The sequence below is a fragment of the Taklimakanibacter deserti genome (assembly GCA_003574785.1).
In genome coordinates, this window is sequence record QORU01000014.1 from 24,271 (window position 1) to 39,587 (window position 15,317).

Genomic DNA, 15,317 nt, shown 5'->3' on the forward strand with positions numbered 1-15,317 from the left:
CCGTCGCTCCCTCGGTGTCCCGGCGATCGTCTCAACGCCTTTTAGCGCACCGGCCCCTGGATGATGCGTGCCATCGTAACTGCCACCGGAGTATCAAAGAGCTTTCCTGGCGTTCGCTCTCTCGATCACGTGGATTTTGAGGTTATGGAGGGCGAGGTGCGGGCTCTCGTAGGCGAAAATGGCGCCGGGAAGTCCACTCTGATCAAGATCATTGCCGGTGCCTATCGCGCTGATGAGGGGGAGTTGTCGTTTGACGGGCATAGCGCCAATTGGGATTCGCCACATGCGGCGAAAGCGGCCGGCGTTCACGTCATCTATCAAGAGTTGATTCAGTTCCCTGAGATGAGTGTCGCGCAGAATATCTTCGTCAATGATCAGCCAAAGACCAGAATCGGACTGATCGATCGGAGGGAAATGCGCCGCCGCGCAAGGAAAATCCTGAACGAGCTTGGCTCTACGATCGATCCCGATGAGAAAGTGAAGGATCTGACCGTCGCAAGCCAGCAGATGGTCGAAATCGCACGGGCGCTCAATTCAAACGCAAAGCTCATTATCTTCGACGAGCCTACGGCCGTCCTCGGAGGACACGAAGTTGAAATACTGTTTGGGTTGATCGCCAAGCTCAAGAGGCGCGGCGTTGCGATAGTGTTCATTTCACATCGCCTCGATGAAGTGTTCACGATCGCGGATTCGGCAACCGTCCTCAAGGACGGCAAACTCATCGGCACCTTGCCAGTGAATAGATTGAGCCCAAGCAAGCTCGTTTCAATGATGATAGGCAGGCCGTTGGCGGATGTTTTTCCGTCCAAGGCAAAGGCCAAGCCGGTTGGCGAGCCGGTGCTCGCAGCATATGACATCTGGTCCGGATCCAGGGTCAAAGGCGTGAGCCTCCAAGTGTGGAAAGGTGAAATTGTCGGTCTTGCCGGCATGGTTGGCTCGGGTCGGACAGAAATTGCCCATGCCATTTTCGGCAGCTTGCCGCTCGATCGCGGTCGCGTGGTGCAAGGTGGTGTCACTCTGACGAGAGTTTCCCCACGGCATTCAATAGACCATGGAATTGGCTTTCTTACGGAGAACCGCAAGGAAGAAGGCCTTTTTATGCTGTTGAACATTGCAGTCAACATTTCCGCGCCGATTCTAAGCAAAATCGGGACCGCGCTGCGCCTAAGCAAGACGGCTGAGGCGAAGTTGGCGGAAGAGCAGATTTCGACCTATGCCATCGCGGCGACAGGCGCGGGCGCCGCCGTGGCAAATCTCTCTGGAGGCAATCAGCAGAAGGTTTTGCTGGGCCGCTGGGTAACATCGAGCGGCACCGCGCTTATCCTGGACGAACCCACCAGAGGCGTCGACATCGGCGCCAAGATTGAGATTTACAAGATCATCCGGCAGCTCGCGGACCGCGGCATGGCGATTCTTGTCATCAGTTCAGAACTCCCGGAAATCATCGGGCTTTGTGACCGGGTGGTTGTCATCTCCGAGGGCCGCAAGACCGGAGAATTGGAAGGGGACCAGATCACCGAGGAGCACGTCTTGGAATTGGCTGTTGCTTCAAATCGCAGTGACACAATCCATGAGGCTGCCGCGTGACCACAGAGACCGCAGTCACTCAATCCCGCTCATGGAGCTGGTGGATCAGACGCGTGCCGCTATCACTCATGGTCGTAGTGACGCTCCTGCTTCTTCTTCTTGTGACGGGCACCGCATTGAGTGACCGCTTCGCGACCTCGAGGAACTTCTTCAATGTCTTTCAGCAAGCCACGAGCCTAGGCATTGTGAGTCTGGGTCAAACCCTCGTCGTGCTGACCGGCGGTATCGACCTGTCGGTTGGCGCGATGATCTCCCTGACTTCCAATCTCACATCCGGTCTGATCAACGGTGAGCCGCAGCGCGTCTTGCCTGTCGTGATCGGCGTGATCGCATTGGGTGCAGCCATCGGCTACATCAATGGGCTTTTGACCCATTACCTCAGGATCCATCCGCTGATTGTGACGCTGGGAATGGCTTCAATACTGCAGGGCGTTACACTGCTGTATTCACTAGCGCCCGCGGGCAAGGTGACCCCGGAATTTCAGGCTCTCGCCTATGGACGGGTGCTTGGGGTGTCCATTGGCGGTCTTTTGATGCTGGGTCTGTTTGTGCTGGCTGCAATCTTTCTTCACCTGACGAGGACTGGAAACGCGATTTTCGCAGTCGGAGGCGACCCACGCGGTGCACACCTGCTCGGTATTTCAGTCGCCCGGACGCTTGCCATCACTTACAGCCTGTCTGGAGCATTGGCGGCATTCACCGGCGTCTATCTAGTAAGCCGGATGGGAGGAGGCGATCCCTGGCGTGGCGAGGGGTTTGAACTCGCATCCATCACGCCAGTAGTTGTCGGCGGAACCATTCTGGCTGGCGGCCGCGGCGGCGTGCTTGGAACATTGCTGGGAGTCTATTTGATCTCTCTGTTGAATAATCTGCTGAACTTCCTTGATGTTTCAACCTTCTATCAGTGGATCATCCAGGGTCTGATCATCATTACGGCGGTTGCGATCAACACTGAGCGAGGCAAGAAGACATGAATGGTCAGGAACGCTCGTCTGATGCATTCCAACGCCGATCGTTGTCGATGAAGTCGCTGCTGCGTGACTACGGTCTGGCGGCATTTCTGGCGCTCAATATCGCGGTGGTATCCATACTGTCACCGGCCTTCCTCAAGCCGGAGAATCTTCTGAATATACTCACGCAGGCAGCGCCGTTGGGGATGGTAGTCGTCGGTCAGGTCTTCTGCCTTCTCGTTCGCGGCCTCGATTTGTCGGTTGCGTCTGTCATGGCAACATCGGCGGTGCTTGCAACCAGTTTCGCCGCAACTGACAACTCAATGATGCCGGTCATTTTTGCGGCCGCTCTGACGCTGGGACTGGTCGTCGGTCTCGCTAACGGCGTTCTCGTCGCAAAGCGTGGCGTTTCACCATTCCTGGCGACTCTCGCGACAACTATTGTTTTGCAGGGAATTCGCTTCCTCTACACGGAAGGCTCGAGCGGAAGCACGTTGCCCAATGGATTTGCTGTGATTGGCCAAGGCCGGTTCCTCGGCCTGCCCGTGAACCTGCTGATCCTGATCGCACTGACCTTGCTACTTGGTTTTGTGCTTCATTTCACTCGCTTCGGTAGGAAGATCTATCTTGTTGGCGGCAATCCGCGCGGAGCGATGCTTGTGGGGATCCGGACGGATGCCGTCATCATCAGCTGCTATGTGATTAGCTCGATGGTCGCCGCTATTGCCGGCTTGTGCCTTGTTGGATACGTCGGCCAAGTCGATCAATGGACGGGAAAGGGGTATGACCTCGACTCTATTGTTGCAGCTGTCATGGGTGGAGTTGCCATCAGTGGTGGCCGCGGCAACGTCCTCGGGGCTCTATTGGGTGTTTTCATCCTCATTGTCATGTTCAATGCGGTCATCCTTCTCGGTTTGCCGGTGCAGGTCCAGATGATCCTGAAAGGCATTATCGTTATCGCCGCGTCCGCCCTGTACATCGCGGATGGCAATCGACGCGTCGCGTGATCCTTGTGCCCGAGTGACCATGGAAATTGTGAGCCAGACATGACAAAGCGAATTGCGGTGTTGGGGACAGGCGCGAATGGTGCCTCGATCGGCGCAGATCTGACGAATGCGGGTCATGATGTGACGCTGATAGACCAATGGCCCGAGAACGTGGCGGCCATGCGGAAGAATGGCGTGCGTGTGGAAATGCCCGGCCGGACTGTGGTCACTCCCGTCAGGGCCTACAATCTGTGCGATGTGTGCACCCTCACGGAGCCGTTTGACATCGTCCTCATGGTTCTCAAGGCGTATGACGCGCGTTGGGGGGCCCATCTGATTGAACCCCATCTGAAAGCGGACGGACTGCTTGTCGGTGTTCAGAACGGAATGACGGCCGACACGATTGCCGAGGTCGTTGGTCCGGACCGTACGATGGGGAGTGTCCTCGAGATTTCCTCGGCAATGATGAGTCCAGGGATTGTTACCCGGGATTCGCCTCATGAGCGCTCCTGGTTTGCCGTCGGAAGCCTGAGTTCGGGCGCTAGGGGACGTGAGAACGAGGTGGCCGAACTGCTCCGTTGCTCCGGCGCGGTTGATGTTGTTGACAACATTCAGGCGACGAAATGGATGAAGCTTGTGAGCAACGCGACGACACTCGTCTCCACGGCGATACTTGGCTTGTCGATTCACGAGGCGGCCGCAATTCCGGAAATGCGGGCACTCATGGTGCATGCCGGGCAAGAGGCGCTTGATGTGGGCGAGGCGATCGGGCATCCCGCCCTTCCAATCTTTGGCTTGAAGCCGGACAACATCCACCAGACCAACCGTTTGGTCGATACTCTTCTTGACACCCTCCTGTCGGGATTTACTCTGCCAAGCACCAAGACGACTGTCTTGCAGGACTGGGTGAAGGGACGTCACAGCGAGGTCGACGATCTCAATGGTCTCGTGGCGAAAACGGCCAAGCGCCTCGGCAGATCCGCGCCTGTCAACGAAGCCATCACCGATCTTGCGCATCAGATCGAAAAGGGCCGGTTAAGGCCGGGCTTCGAAAACCTCCAGAAGTTGGTCCAATCTCTTTGACGTCGGATTGACCTGTCAAGTTTCCGCGGACTCGTTCTTCACCACTGACGCAGTGAGTTCAGCCTTGTGTTGGAGGACATAGTTGACGGTGGTTTGATAGTGATTTTGCAGGCATTCCCGCACTTTGTCGGCGTCGCCTTCGATGTAGGCGTCAAGTATGGCGCGGTGTTCTTCAAGTTCCCGCCGTTCGGGATTTGCAGCAACCGACAACAGCCGATAGCGCTCGGCGACGTCAAACAACTGATGGCAGAACTGTTTGATCCATTTCATTTCGCAGCCAGAGACAAGCGCAAGGTGAAATTGCCGGTGCAATTTCTCCCATTCAGGGTTGCGTCCGCCGGTGGAATCGAGACGGTGAGCCTTGCTCAGACGGTGAAATGCCAGGACCAAATCTTCCTCGGCCTTTGCGTCGCTGCGGATCAAGGCCTCTCTCACGGCGAGGCCTTCGATGAGAATCCGCGTCTTTACCAGTTCGAGCAACTCGTCCTTGCTCACTTCAGCGACGCGGTAGCCCCTTTGTTCCTCACGGTCGACCCATCTTTCGGACTGCAACCGGCTAAGGGCTTCGCGGATGGGACTGATCCCAATGCCGTAACGCTCTCTAAGCGCATCAAATTGCAGCTTTGATCCAGGCTGAACGTTTCCTTCGATGATGTCGAACCGGATTGCCTCATAGGCTGAGCTGCCGAGCGTAAGGCCTGTTTTGCCAATGCGTACCAACTTTCTATCTCCCGTTTGACGAATTACACTGGCAATCGAGATGTGTTGTCAGCCCCCCGGAACGACGTTTGATATCACTTCTGGCATAAATTCGAAACGAAATCGACAGGAATCAAAAATCCTTTAGAATTGTCGAATTTCTAACCAGGTCATTTAAAAAATAGAAAATTGACCGATACCTCATCGGCCTGCCAATTTTTTGGAAGACCGAGCTTGCATGGCAAAATGCTGAGGATAAGTGCATTAAAACAAAGGGTTAGGTCGAGGGGCCAACTGCCGGCCGAGCTTGGACACGCTCGGCCTACTTGCACCGGCTTTGAGCGCGGCTGGGCGGCTTGGTCCTCACACCACAGCCGCTAAGCGGCAGACATGCCAGGCTCGAAGTGAGGCCTGGGCTCTCTGTCTCGAGCAAAATTGACGATCGGTCGCGCGCCACGACTCTCGCGACGGCGAGACCTATAACACCCGCGCCGGTGACGATGCCGTAGACGCTATGCGTGAAGACATCGGCTATCGGGCACGGCACTCATCCGTACATGCACATCACACGTCTCGCACAAACCTAGCACTCAGCGGTCGGCTCACCAGATCATTTGGCCGCCGGAGACATTGGCCGCGCTGGCCGTGATGTTGCGGGCCCGGTCGGAGGCGAGGAACGCCACCGCCTCGCCGATGTCCTCGGGCGATTGCGGGCGCCTGAACGGAATGCCGTCGACGAATTCCGCCCACGCTTGGTCCTGCGAAATATTCTTGTTGACCGAGAGCTGCTGCAGCAGCGGGTCCCACAAAGGTGTGCGCACCACGCCAGGGCAAACGGCATTGACGTTGATGTTGTGCGGTGCGAGCTCCTTGGCCATCGATTCGGTCAGGCCGATCACCGCGAATTTCGACGCGCAATAATGGGCAAAGTAGGGAATGGCCTCCTTGCCGACCATCGAGGAGATATTGACGATCTTGCCGTATTTGCGCTCGATCATATGCGGCACGAAGGCGCGACAGGACAGGAAGACGCCCTTGGCGTTGACATCATTGACGCGGTCCCATTCTTCGGCAGTCAGCTCCGCAAAAGGCACGCTCTTCGACACGCCGGCATTGGTGACGAGAATATCGACCTTGCCGAACTGCTCCAGCGCCGTCTCGGCGACGGCCTGGCTTGACGGCCAGGAGGTGACATCGTGCTGAAGGACCAACACCTTGCGGCCGGACTTGCGGATCTTCTCCGCCGCTTCCTCCGCACCTGTGGTCTCGCGGTCGGTGAGCACCAGATCGGCGCCATGCATGGCGAGTACGGTGGCAATACCCGTCCCGATGCCGCGGCCGGCACCTGTTACGACGGCTGTCTTTCCTGCAAGCTCCATGATCATCTCCATTCAACATCGAACCGACATTTCGACATCCTCGGGCGATCGATGCAAAACCGACTATTGTCATATTGAGAGAAGCAGCGGTGCGGATCAGGCCCGCTTGGAGATCATCGTCATCAGGCGAATATGCGGCTCCACCGCGAAGAGCTCGCTCTTCCGGGCTGCAAACTCCTTGAGATAGGGCATCTCCATATGCTTGTCCCACTCCGCCCGGCTCGTCCAGTTCTCATAGAAGGTGAACTCGGCCGGATTGGCATCGTCCTGATGCAGGTCATAGTCGACGCAGCCCGGCTCGGCGCGCGTCTTGGTGATCAGCGACAGCAGGAACGTCCTGGTGTCTTCAATCTTGCCCGGCTTCGCCACCAGATGGGCGATAACGGTCAGCTGCTTGGCCATCAGCATTCCTCCATTGTGGTCCGTTGATGTCTCAGTTGCCGCCGCTGGTGAGGGTGATCTTGATCGCCTTCTTCGCATCCTTGCCGAGCTCGAAGGCCTCGACCGCATTCTCGAGCGCGAAACTGTGGGTCTGGATCGGCGATAGGTCGATACCGGTGCGCTCGAGGAACCGGATGGCGGCCGGCCATACACCGGGCGAGCCGATGCATCCCTTCACCACCAGGTTCCTCATCTGGATCTTGCCGAGCTCGACCGGGATCTTCCTACCGATATTGATACCGACCATGGAGACGCGCCCGTCCTGCCGCGCGAATTCAAAGACATTGGCAAGCGAGGCGTCGTGCCCCGAGGCCTCGATGACGAGGTCGGCGCCATTGCCTTGGGTAAGCTCCTTGACCCTCGAGATTGGATCCTCGGACGCGTCAACCACCTCGGCCGCGCCGAGCTTCAGCGCGACGTCGCGGCGCGACTTCAACGGATCGACGACGATGACACGGGCGCCCATGCCGATGGCCGCGGCCGCCGAAACGAGACCGATCGTGCCGCCACCCGAGACCACCACGGTCTCGCTGGCATTGGTGCCGCCCGACCGCAGCACCGCATAGAAGCCGCAGGTGAAAGGCTCGATGAGGGAGGCGCGCTTGTCGTCGATGCCTTCCGGCAGCTTGTGCAGCCATTCCGGATTGACCCCGAAATATTCGCGATCGGCGCCGTCCATCGAGAAGCCGAAATGATGCAGGCGCTCGGGCGTGCGGACCACGCATTCGCCGACCACGCGGTCGCCGACCCTGTAGTCCCGTACCTGCCGGCCAACCTCGACGATCTCGCCCGCCCACTCATGACCAGGGGTCACCGGATAGGAGATGGGGATGATGTAGCGCCCGGCGAGCAGCTCATAGTCCGAATGGCATATGCCCACGGCCCTGGTCTTCACCAGGACCTCGGTATCGGCGATCTCCGGCATGGGCTTGTCGACGATGATGGGCTTGTCGGGGGTTTCGAAAATGAGCGCGCGCATCCTCACATCCTTTCCTTGCTTTCATTCAGGCGACGGATACCACCTGGCCCGTCCTGGCCGAGGCCACGATAGCTTCCAGGAGGGCGATATTGTTGATCATGTCGTCGCCGGATATCGGATAGCTGTCGCCGCCACGGACGGCCTTGGCGAAGGCCACGAGATTGTCGCGCACGGGCTCGGCCGGGGGGACCTCGCGCACCGTGATCGGCGTGCCGGTCCAGGCACTGGTGACGACCCAGCCGTCCGGCGCCTCGACATGGGCCTTGTCGCGGATCTCGATCCAGCCCTTGGTGCCGAAGGCCGCGAAGCGCGACACGAACGGCGTCACCAATGTCGCCGACACATAGGCCGTGCCGCCATCCTTGAAGCGGATATGGGCCGACAATGTATCGCCTTGCGGAAATTCCGAAGCGAGATTCTCGCACGCCACGCGCACGTCTTGCGCGGGGCCCAGCAGTTTCACCGACAGATCGGTGAGGTGGATGCCGGTGGCGGTCATGCCGGCGGCGGGCGCCTGCTTGGCGTTGAGGCGCCAGTTCGATTTGTCGAGAGCGAGGAACTTGTCGTGGCTGAAATTCGCCTCGACCTGAAGGATGCGGCCAAGCTTGCCGCCGGCGGCGGCTTCGAGCATTTGAGCGACCGGCGGCTCGAAGCGTCGCTCATGACCCATGCCGAGGGTGAGCCCGGCTTTCCTGCATGATGCGACGGCTCTTTCGGCGCCGGCCCTGGTCATGGCGAGCGGCTTCTCGCAGAACACATGCTTGCCCGCAGCGACCGCCTTCTCGATCTGCTCCTCGTGCAGTGAATGGGGTGTGGCCAGCACCACCGCCTCGACATCGGCGCGCGCAAGCGCCTCCGCGTAGCTGGTGGTGAGTGCAAGATCATGTTCGGCGCAGAATGCCCGCGCCGCCGGATCCGGCTCTACCGCCACCACCACGTCGAGATGCGCCTCCGCCGCCTTCAGCACGGTGACCATCTTGCGTCCCCACCAGCCGAGGCCCACCATCGCGACCCTGACGGGTCCAGATCCAATACTCACTTACGCATTCTCCAAGGGTTATGTTGGTTAGGCGGTCGAATAGCCGTGATCGGTCATGACGATCTGGCCGGTGATGCCGCTGGCCGCGTCGGAGACCAGGAAGCCGATGGTGGCGGCGATCTCCGAGGGCTGCAGCAGCCGCCGGGTCGGGATGTCATCGAGCCACACCTTCATCACGGCAGGCTGCGCCATGCCAACTTTCCTCAGCATCTCGGTCTCGGTGTAGCCGGGGCCGACGGCGTTGACGCGAACGTTGAACGGCGCCCATTCGACGCCCACCACGCGGCAGAGATGGGCCACGCCGGCTTTCGATACGTCATATCCTGCATGAAGCTCCGGGCGCACCGCCTTGACGCCGGCGATCGAGGAGATGGCGACGATCGCGCCGCGCTGGCGCTCCACCATGCGCTTGCCGAAGGAGCGCAGGCAGAAGAAGACCCCGTCGAGGTTGATCTTCATGACCCGGTGCCAGTCGTCATCGGAATGATCCTGGGTATTGCTCTCATAGGCGATGCCGGCATTGGCCACGAGGATGTCGATGGCGCCGAACTCCTCATTGAGGCGCTGGGCCGCTTTCTCGACCGCCTTGGAATCGGTGACGTCGAGCTTGACCCCTTTGGTCTTCAAGCCCTTGTCGGCCCATTCCTTGGCCGCGTCGGCAACCCGGTCCACGGCATCGGCGAGCACGATGGTGGCGCCGAGGCTGCCAAGCCGCTCGGTGATGGCGGCGCCGATACCCCCGGCGGCGCCGGTGATGACCGCCGTCTTTCCGGCAAGGGAGTAATTCGAGAATGCGTCCTTCGTCATCATGTCTCCTTCACGAGCTGGAATTGAGGAATCTGCATGGCGCCCTTCAGACGGCCACCAGGATCTTCAGATGCTTGCCGGCTTTGTCGAGCAGCGCCTCGAAACCCTTGTCGACGACATCCTCGGCGGCGATCTCGGCGGTGATCACCTTTTCAAGCGGCAGGAGGCCGGCCTCCACCATGCGGATGATGCGCGGCCAGATCTGCACCGGATAGCACCATGTCGCCTCGACGGTGATGTCTTTCAGCGCCCACAGCATGGCGTCGATGCTCGCAAGCTTCATGTGAAGGCCCGTCTGGACGACCTTGCCTTGCCGGCGCACCGCCTTGGCGCAAGCGTTCAGGCTGGCCTCGAGCCCGACGCATTCGAGCGCCACGTCGACACCGACGCCTTCTTCCGTATTGTCCCTGATGATGGTCTCGAGATCGTCTTTGGCCGGATCGATCGGTATGATGCCGGGAACGATCTCGGCCGCCTTCGCAAGTCGGTTCGGATTGGGCTCGCTGACGAAGATCGTCGCGGCACCCGCTGCCTTGGCGGCGAGCACGGTCAGCGCCCCGATCGGACCGGCGCCGGAGACGAGCACGGTCGAACCCGAAGTCACGCCGCCACGGTCGGTACCGTAGATGGCGACCGCCGCCGGCTCGATCATCGCCGCCTGCCTGTCGGACACGCCATCCGGGACCTTCACGACATTATAGTCGTTGACGATCGCCTTCTCCCCCATGCCGCCCCATTGCCAGGAGAGTCCGATGCAAGCCATCTTCGGGCTGAGATGGTAGAGGCCGCGCCGGCCATAATAATCGTTGCGCGGCGAGATCAGCGGCTGGATCGACACGCGATCGCCCGGCCTGACATTGGTGACCGCGGAGCCCGTGTCCTCCACCACGGCACTGAACTCGTGGCCGAGGATCTGCGGGTTGATCGCCCCGGTATAGGCATGCGGCGTTGCCGGCGTGACGATCGGTCCGGCGAGATATTCATGCAGGTCGGTGCCGCAGATGCCGCTCACTTTCGGCCGGATGAGGACATCATTGGGTCCAAGGCGCGCCGTCGGCGCCGCCACGTCCTCGACCCTTATGTCCTTCTTGCCGTGAAACCTGACCGCCTTCATCTTCCCGCTCCCGCTCACTGCGCCGTATAGCCGCCGTCCATCACCAGACTGGCGCCGGTGACGAAGCGCGCTTCCTCGGAGGCGAGAAAGAGCACGCAGTTCGCCACATCCACCGGTTCGCCGAGACGCAGCGGGTGCTTCTCCTTCATCATGTCGAGATAGGCCTGCCGGCCCTTCGGATAGGTATCCGCCGCCTTGAGGAACAATTCGGTCATGGTCGAGCCCGGATGCACGGCATTCACCCTTATGCCATGCGGCGCATAGCACAGGGCGTCCGTCTTGGTCATCGCCAGCACGGCGCCCTTGGTGGCGTGATAGGGCGGGATGTCGTCATTGCCGATCAGCGCGTAGATCGACGAGAAATTGACGATCGACCCCGACTTTTGCGCCATCATCGGGCGCACCGCATATTTGGTGCACAGGAACGAGCCCTTGACATTGATGGCGAAGACCTTGTCCCAGTCGTCGGCGCTGCACTCATGCGCGAATTTATTGGCGCCGGGAATGGCGGCATTGTTCACCAGCACGTCGACCGTGCCCCATTTCTTCACGACCTTGGCGACCGCGGCTTCGACCTCGGCTTCGCTGGTGATGTCGACCTTGAGGAAGATCGCCCGGGAGCCGTCGGCCGAGAGTTCCCTGGCAAGCTTTTCACCATCAGCGACCAGCACGTCGAAAATGGCGACCCTGGCGCCTTCCTCGATGAAGCGGCGCGCGGTCGCGCCGCCGATGCCACGCGAGCCGCCGGTGACGATCGCAACCTTGTCCTCTAGCCTACCCATGGGTCACTCACTTTCCCTTATGCCGCTATTGCGTGCGCCGGACATAGAAGGCCGCGGCCGCCACGATGACGATGCCCTTGATGATGATCTGGAATTGCACCGGAAGGCCGAAAAGCAGCACCGCATTGAACACGACGATGAGCACCGCCGCGCCGAACAGCCCGCCGACGATGCCGCCACGCCCGCCGGCCAGCGAAATGCCGCCCATCACCGCTGCGACGATCGAGTCGAGCTCGAAGCCACGTCCGACCCAGTTGTCGACAATGCCGACATAGCCCGACAGCACGAGGCCCGCGATGGCCGCCAGCCCGCCCGAGATGATGTAGCCGATGATCGTCACCCGGTCGGCATTGATGCCGAGCAGCCGGGCGGTCGTCGGATTGCCGCCGGTGATATAGACCTCCCGGCCGAACCGTGACTTCGCCAGAAGTATCCAGAAGATCACGCCCAGAACGACGAGCAGCATCAGATTGTAGGGGATGCCGTTCCAGGTTGCCGAACCCAGCGTGCGGAAGAACGGGGGGACATTGCCCGAGGGCGCGCCTTGCGTGTAGGCGAAGCGGATGCCCTGCAGCACGATCATGGTCGCCAGCGTCGCCAGGAACGGCGACACGCTGCGCTTGGTCACCAGGAGGCCGTTGACGAGCCCGGTCACGACGCCGATTCCGACGGCGATCAGCAGGATCGGTGCGACATCGGCATTCTGGCCCGAGAAGCCGGTGGCGATGACCGCCGCCGTCGCCATCACCGAGGAGACCGAGAGGTCGAGACCGCGCAGGATGATGACGAAAGCCTGGCCGATGACGACGATGCCGAGGGGTGCTGCCTGCAGCAGCATGTTGGAAATGTTGTTCGCCGACAGGAAGGCCGGCGAGATGATGCCGGCAACGACGATCAGCAGGACGAGGAAGATCGGCAGCGCATAGGGCGCCAGCCGGCCGACGATTCCCGCCGCCGGGCCGGTCAATTCCGCGCTCTTGGCGTGCGACAGGTCGACCATCAGATCCGCTTCCTCTTTTCGACATAGATCGACACCGCGGCAATCACGATGAGGCCCTGGGCGATCAGCTGGTAATGGGTCGATATGTCCATGAAGTTGAGCACATTGTTGAGCAGCGAGATCAGGTAGACACCGAGCAGCGTGCCGAGCACGCCGCCCTTGCCGCCGGAGAGCAGCGTGCCGCCGACAACGACCGGGGTGATCGAGGTGAGGGTGTAATTGAGCCCGGTATAGGGCTGGCCGACGCCGAAACGGGCGGTGAGATAGATCGCCGTCAGCGCGCAGCAGAACCCGCAAAACCCATAGACGGTGAGGATCACCTTCGCCCGCGGAAGCCCCATCAGGCGCGCACCCGCGTCGTCGTCGCCGACCGCGTAAATGTAGCGTCCGAGCCGGAAGTAGGTGATGAAGAGTCCGACCAGCGCGAAAATGGCCACGACGAAGATCGCGCCGAGCGGGATCCCGAGGAATTTGCCATAGGCGAGGAATGTGAAGCCCTTCGGCACCTTGCCGGCTGGACCCAGAGAATAGAGCAGCACCAGGCCCTGCAGCACCGTGCCGGTGCCGAGGGTGACGATCAGCGGATGGACCTTGAGCCAGATGATCAGCAGGCCATTGATGAGGCCAATGACGAGCCCGAGCAGCAGGATGCCGAAGATCACCGGTGCGATCATCGAGGCATCGCCGTTGATGAGGCCCGAGGTCAGGGTGCTGAGGAGGCTGATCGTCGAGCCGACCGACAGATCGATGCCGCCGGTCAGTATGGTCAGCGTCTGGCCGAGGCTGACCAGCGCCAGCCCGGTCGACTGCTCGAGAATGTTGAGCACGTTGTTGGTCGTGCGGAAGCGGTCCGATATCACGGCGCCGAACACCAGCAGCGCGACGAGCAGCGCGATGACGATGAAGACGCCCTGATTCTTGCGGATGCTGCGGGCCATGCCCGCCGAGACGAGCGTGCTCATTTCACCTCCTGCGTCGGATGCTGCGTCGCCAGGCTCAGGATCGCTTCCTCGGTAATGGCAGCCCCTTCCAGTTCGCCGCTGATCAGGCCTTCGCGCATCACGACGACCCTGTCGGCCATGCCGACGACTTCAGGCAGCTCCGAGCTGATCATCAGGATGGCGATGCCCTTGTCGGCGAGAGCCCGCATGATGCGGTAGATCTCGGTCTTGGCGCCGACATCGACGCCGCGGGTCGGCTCGTCCAGGATCAGCACCTTGCCGCCGGTGCGGGCCCAGCGCGCGACGACGACCTTCTGCTGGTTGCCGCCCGACATGGTCGCCACCGGCGTCGCAGGACCGCGGCAGGCGATGCGATAGGTGTCGATCTCCTGGCGCGCGATGTCGTTCTCGCGCTGCCGGTCGATCAGCCCTCGGCTGGTCACCGCCGACAGATCGGCCGCTGAAATGTTGGCGGCCACGTCGAGCTGCATCGCGAGTCCCTGTCTCTTGCGATCCTCAGTGACGAAGCCAACGCCTTTCTTGATGGCAAGCGCTGGCGTCATGCGGTCCATGCGCTCACCCTCGATCATGATGCTTCCCGACGAGATCGGCAGGCCGCCGAAGATTCCCATGGCAAGCTCGGTGCGCCCGGCGCCGACCATGCCGGCAAGGGCGGTGATCTCGCCAGCCCGAAGCTCGATGCCGGCGTTGCGGACCCGGCCATTCACGCTGATATTCTGGGCCTTGAGGGCAATTTTGTCGGATGGGGGAGCCTTGCGCTTGACCGGGAAGATGTCGCGCAAGTCGCGGCCCACCATATAGGAGATCAGGCGATTGCGGTTGACGCCGCCGATATCGGCGGTGATCACATGCTGGCCGTCCTTGAAAACGGTCACCCGGTCGGCGATCTGGAAGATCTCCTCGAGGCGGTGCGAGACATAGACGATGGCGACGCCCTCGGCCTTCAGCGCGGAAAGCCGCGCGAAGAGGAGATCGGCCTCGCGGCCGGAGATCACCGCTGTCGGCTCGTCGAGGATGAGCAGCTTGACCTTGTGGACCAGGGCCTTCGATATCTCGACCATCTGCTGGTCGGCGACCGTGAGCTCGGAAACGAGCTTGTCCGGATCGATGTCGACACCGAGCTTGTGCAGCAAGGCGGCGGCATCCTTGCGGGTCCTGGCATGATCGATCAGGCCGAAGGCACCCCGCCGCTCATGGCCGAGAAAGATGTTCTCAGCAACGGTCAGATGCGGAAACAGGACGAATTCCTGATAGACGACATGGATGCCGGCGGCCTTGGCATCGGCCGGGCGCGACCAGTGGACTTCCTTGCCGTCGAACTCGACCTGGCCGGCATCCGGCTTGAAGGCGCCGGCGATGATCTTGATCGTCGTCGACTTGCCGGCGCCGTTCTCGCCGATGAGCGCGTGGATTTCCCCGGCGCGCACGTCGAAATTGATCGATGACAACGCCTGGACGCCGGTAAAGCCTTTGGAAATGCCCGTCAGCTTCAGCATGCCGTGATCCTGT

15 protein-coding genes are annotated in these 15,317 nt (G+C 60.8%); 4 read left to right on the forward strand and 11 right to left on the reverse strand.

Going from position 1 to position 15,317, the window contains the following annotated elements; genetic code table 11:
* Window positions 1–60 precede the first annotated feature (60 nt).
* The 4 genes from DS839_RS26490 to DS839_RS26505 are packed head-to-tail and all read left to right on the forward strand — an operon-like array spanning window position 61 to window position 4,606.
* Window positions 61–1,587: a sugar ABC transporter ATP-binding protein gene (locus DS839_RS26490; RefSeq protein ID WP_119273514.1), complete on the forward strand. Its 1,527-nt coding sequence runs from the start codon at window positions 61–63 to the stop codon at window positions 1,585–1,587.
* Complete coding sequence (locus DS839_RS26495; RefSeq protein WP_368911939.1) at window positions 1,584–2,561, forward strand: ABC transporter permease; 978 nt, start codon at window positions 1,584–1,586, stop codon at window positions 2,559–2,561. Before DS839_RS26490 ends, DS839_RS26495 begins: the two co-directional genes overlap by 4 nt.
* Window positions 2,558–3,544, forward strand: a complete 987-nt coding sequence (locus DS839_RS26500; RefSeq protein ID WP_119273516.1) for an ABC transporter permease — start codon at window positions 2,558–2,560, stop codon at window positions 3,542–3,544. Before DS839_RS26495 ends, DS839_RS26500 begins: the two co-directional genes overlap by 4 nt.
* Window positions 3,545–3,583: 39 nt before the next feature.
* A complete protein-coding gene (locus tag DS839_RS26505; protein WP_119273517.1) occupies window positions 3,584–4,606 on the forward strand; it encodes a ketopantoate reductase family protein in 1,023 nt (340 codons plus the stop codon).
* A 15-nt stretch (window positions 4,607–4,621) separates the two neighbouring features.
* Here DS839_RS26505 and DS839_RS26510 read toward each other — a convergent pair whose 3' ends face one another.
* From DS839_RS26510 to DS839_RS26560, 11 genes are all read right to left on the reverse strand, one after another.
* Complete coding sequence (locus DS839_RS26510; RefSeq protein ID WP_119273518.1) at window positions 4,622–5,326, reverse strand: GntR family transcriptional regulator; 705 nt, start codon at window positions 5,324–5,326, stop codon at window positions 4,622–4,624.
* Window positions 5,327–5,907: 581 nt separating this feature from the next.
* The gene (locus DS839_RS26515) at window positions 5,908–6,684 is read right to left on the reverse strand and encodes an SDR family NAD(P)-dependent oxidoreductase (RefSeq protein ID WP_162918820.1); all 777 of its coding nucleotides are present in this window, start codon (window positions 6,682–6,684) and stop codon (window positions 5,908–5,910) included.
* Window positions 6,685–6,780: 96 nt separating this feature from the next.
* Complete coding sequence (locus tag DS839_RS26520; protein WP_119273684.1) at window positions 6,781–7,086, reverse strand: putative quinol monooxygenase; 306 nt, start codon at window positions 7,084–7,086, stop codon at window positions 6,781–6,783.
* Window positions 7,087–7,117: 31 nt separating this feature from the next.
* Window positions 7,118–8,104: a zinc-dependent alcohol dehydrogenase gene (locus tag DS839_RS26525; RefSeq protein ID WP_119273520.1), complete on the reverse strand. Its 987-nt coding sequence runs from the start codon at window positions 8,102–8,104 to the stop codon at window positions 7,118–7,120.
* Window positions 8,105–8,129: 25 nt separating this feature from the next.
* Window positions 8,130–9,143, reverse strand: coding sequence for a Gfo/Idh/MocA family protein (locus DS839_RS26530; RefSeq protein WP_368911940.1), 1,014 nt, complete (start codon window positions 9,141–9,143; stop codon window positions 8,130–8,132).
* 27 nt (window positions 9,144–9,170) lie between these two features.
* Entirely contained in the window at window positions 9,171–9,950 is a 780-nt protein-coding gene (locus tag DS839_RS26535; RefSeq protein WP_162918821.1) for an SDR family NAD(P)-dependent oxidoreductase, read from the reverse strand.
* A 46-nt stretch (window positions 9,951–9,996) separates the two neighbouring features.
* Window positions 9,997–11,064, reverse strand: coding sequence for a 2,3-butanediol dehydrogenase (locus DS839_RS26540; protein ID WP_119273523.1), 1,068 nt, complete (start codon window positions 11,062–11,064; stop codon window positions 9,997–9,999).
* A gap of 14 nt (window positions 11,065–11,078) precedes the next feature.
* On the reverse strand, window positions 11,079–11,846 hold the full coding sequence (locus DS839_RS26545; protein WP_119273524.1) for an SDR family NAD(P)-dependent oxidoreductase: 768 nt from the start codon (window positions 11,844–11,846) through the stop codon (window positions 11,079–11,081).
* Between the two features lie 25 nt (window positions 11,847–11,871).
* Complete coding sequence (locus DS839_RS26550) at window positions 11,872–12,846, reverse strand: ABC transporter permease (protein WP_119273525.1); 975 nt, start codon at window positions 12,844–12,846, stop codon at window positions 11,872–11,874.
* Window positions 12,846–13,808, reverse strand: a complete 963-nt coding sequence (locus DS839_RS26555; RefSeq protein WP_368911941.1) for an ABC transporter permease — start codon at window positions 13,806–13,808, stop codon at window positions 12,846–12,848. Before DS839_RS26555 ends, DS839_RS26550 begins: the two co-directional genes overlap by 1 nt.
* The gene (locus DS839_RS26560; RefSeq protein ID WP_119273526.1) at window positions 13,805–15,304 is read right to left on the reverse strand and encodes a sugar ABC transporter ATP-binding protein; all 1,500 of its coding nucleotides are present in this window, start codon (window positions 15,302–15,304) and stop codon (window positions 13,805–13,807) included. The genes DS839_RS26555 and DS839_RS26560 overlap by 4 nt, the downstream gene beginning before the upstream one ends.
* Window positions 15,305–15,317 lie beyond the last annotated feature (13 nt).

Excerpts from the sequence above, each read along its gene's own strand:
- DS839_RS26535 (WP_162918821.1), bottom strand. The coding sequence starts at position 9,950 with ATGACGAAGGACGCATTCTCGAATTACTCCCTTGCCGGAAAGACGGCG.
- DS839_RS26525 (WP_119273520.1), bottom strand. The coding sequence starts at position 8,104 with ATGCGCGCGCTCATTTTCGAAACCCCCGACAAGCCCATCATCGTCGAC.
- DS839_RS26550 (WP_119273525.1), bottom strand. The coding sequence starts at position 12,846 with ATGGTCGACCTGTCGCACGCCAAGAGCGCGGAATTGACCGGCCCGGCG.
- DS839_RS26490 (WP_119273514.1), top strand. The coding sequence starts at position 61 with ATGATGCGTGCCATCGTAACTGCCACCGGAGTATCAAAGAGCTTTCCT.
- DS839_RS26520 (WP_119273684.1), bottom strand. The coding sequence starts at position 7,086 with ATGGCCAAGCAGCTGACCGTTATCGCCCATCTGGTGGCGAAGCCGGGC.
- DS839_RS26560 (WP_119273526.1), bottom strand. The coding sequence starts at position 15,304 with ATGCTGAAGCTGACGGGCATTTCCAAAGGCTTTACCGGCGTCCAGGCG.
- DS839_RS26515 (WP_162918820.1), bottom strand. The coding sequence starts at position 6,684 with ATGGAGCTTGCAGGAAAGACAGCCGTCGTAACAGGTGCCGGCCGCGGC.
- DS839_RS26545 (WP_119273524.1), bottom strand. The coding sequence starts at position 11,846 with ATGGGTAGGCTAGAGGACAAGGTTGCGATCGTCACCGGCGGCTCGCGT.
- DS839_RS26505 (WP_119273517.1), top strand. The coding sequence starts at position 3,584 with ATGACAAAGCGAATTGCGGTGTTGGGGACAGGCGCGAATGGTGCCTCG.
- DS839_RS26555 (WP_368911941.1), bottom strand. The coding sequence starts at position 13,808 with ATGAGCACGCTCGTCTCGGCGGGCATGGCCCGCAGCATCCGCAAGAAT.
- DS839_RS26540 (WP_119273523.1), bottom strand. The coding sequence starts at position 11,064 with ATGAAGGCGGTCAGGTTTCACGGCAAGAAGGACATAAGGGTCGAGGAC.
- DS839_RS26500 (WP_119273516.1), top strand. The coding sequence starts at position 2,558 with ATGAATGGTCAGGAACGCTCGTCTGATGCATTCCAACGCCGATCGTTG.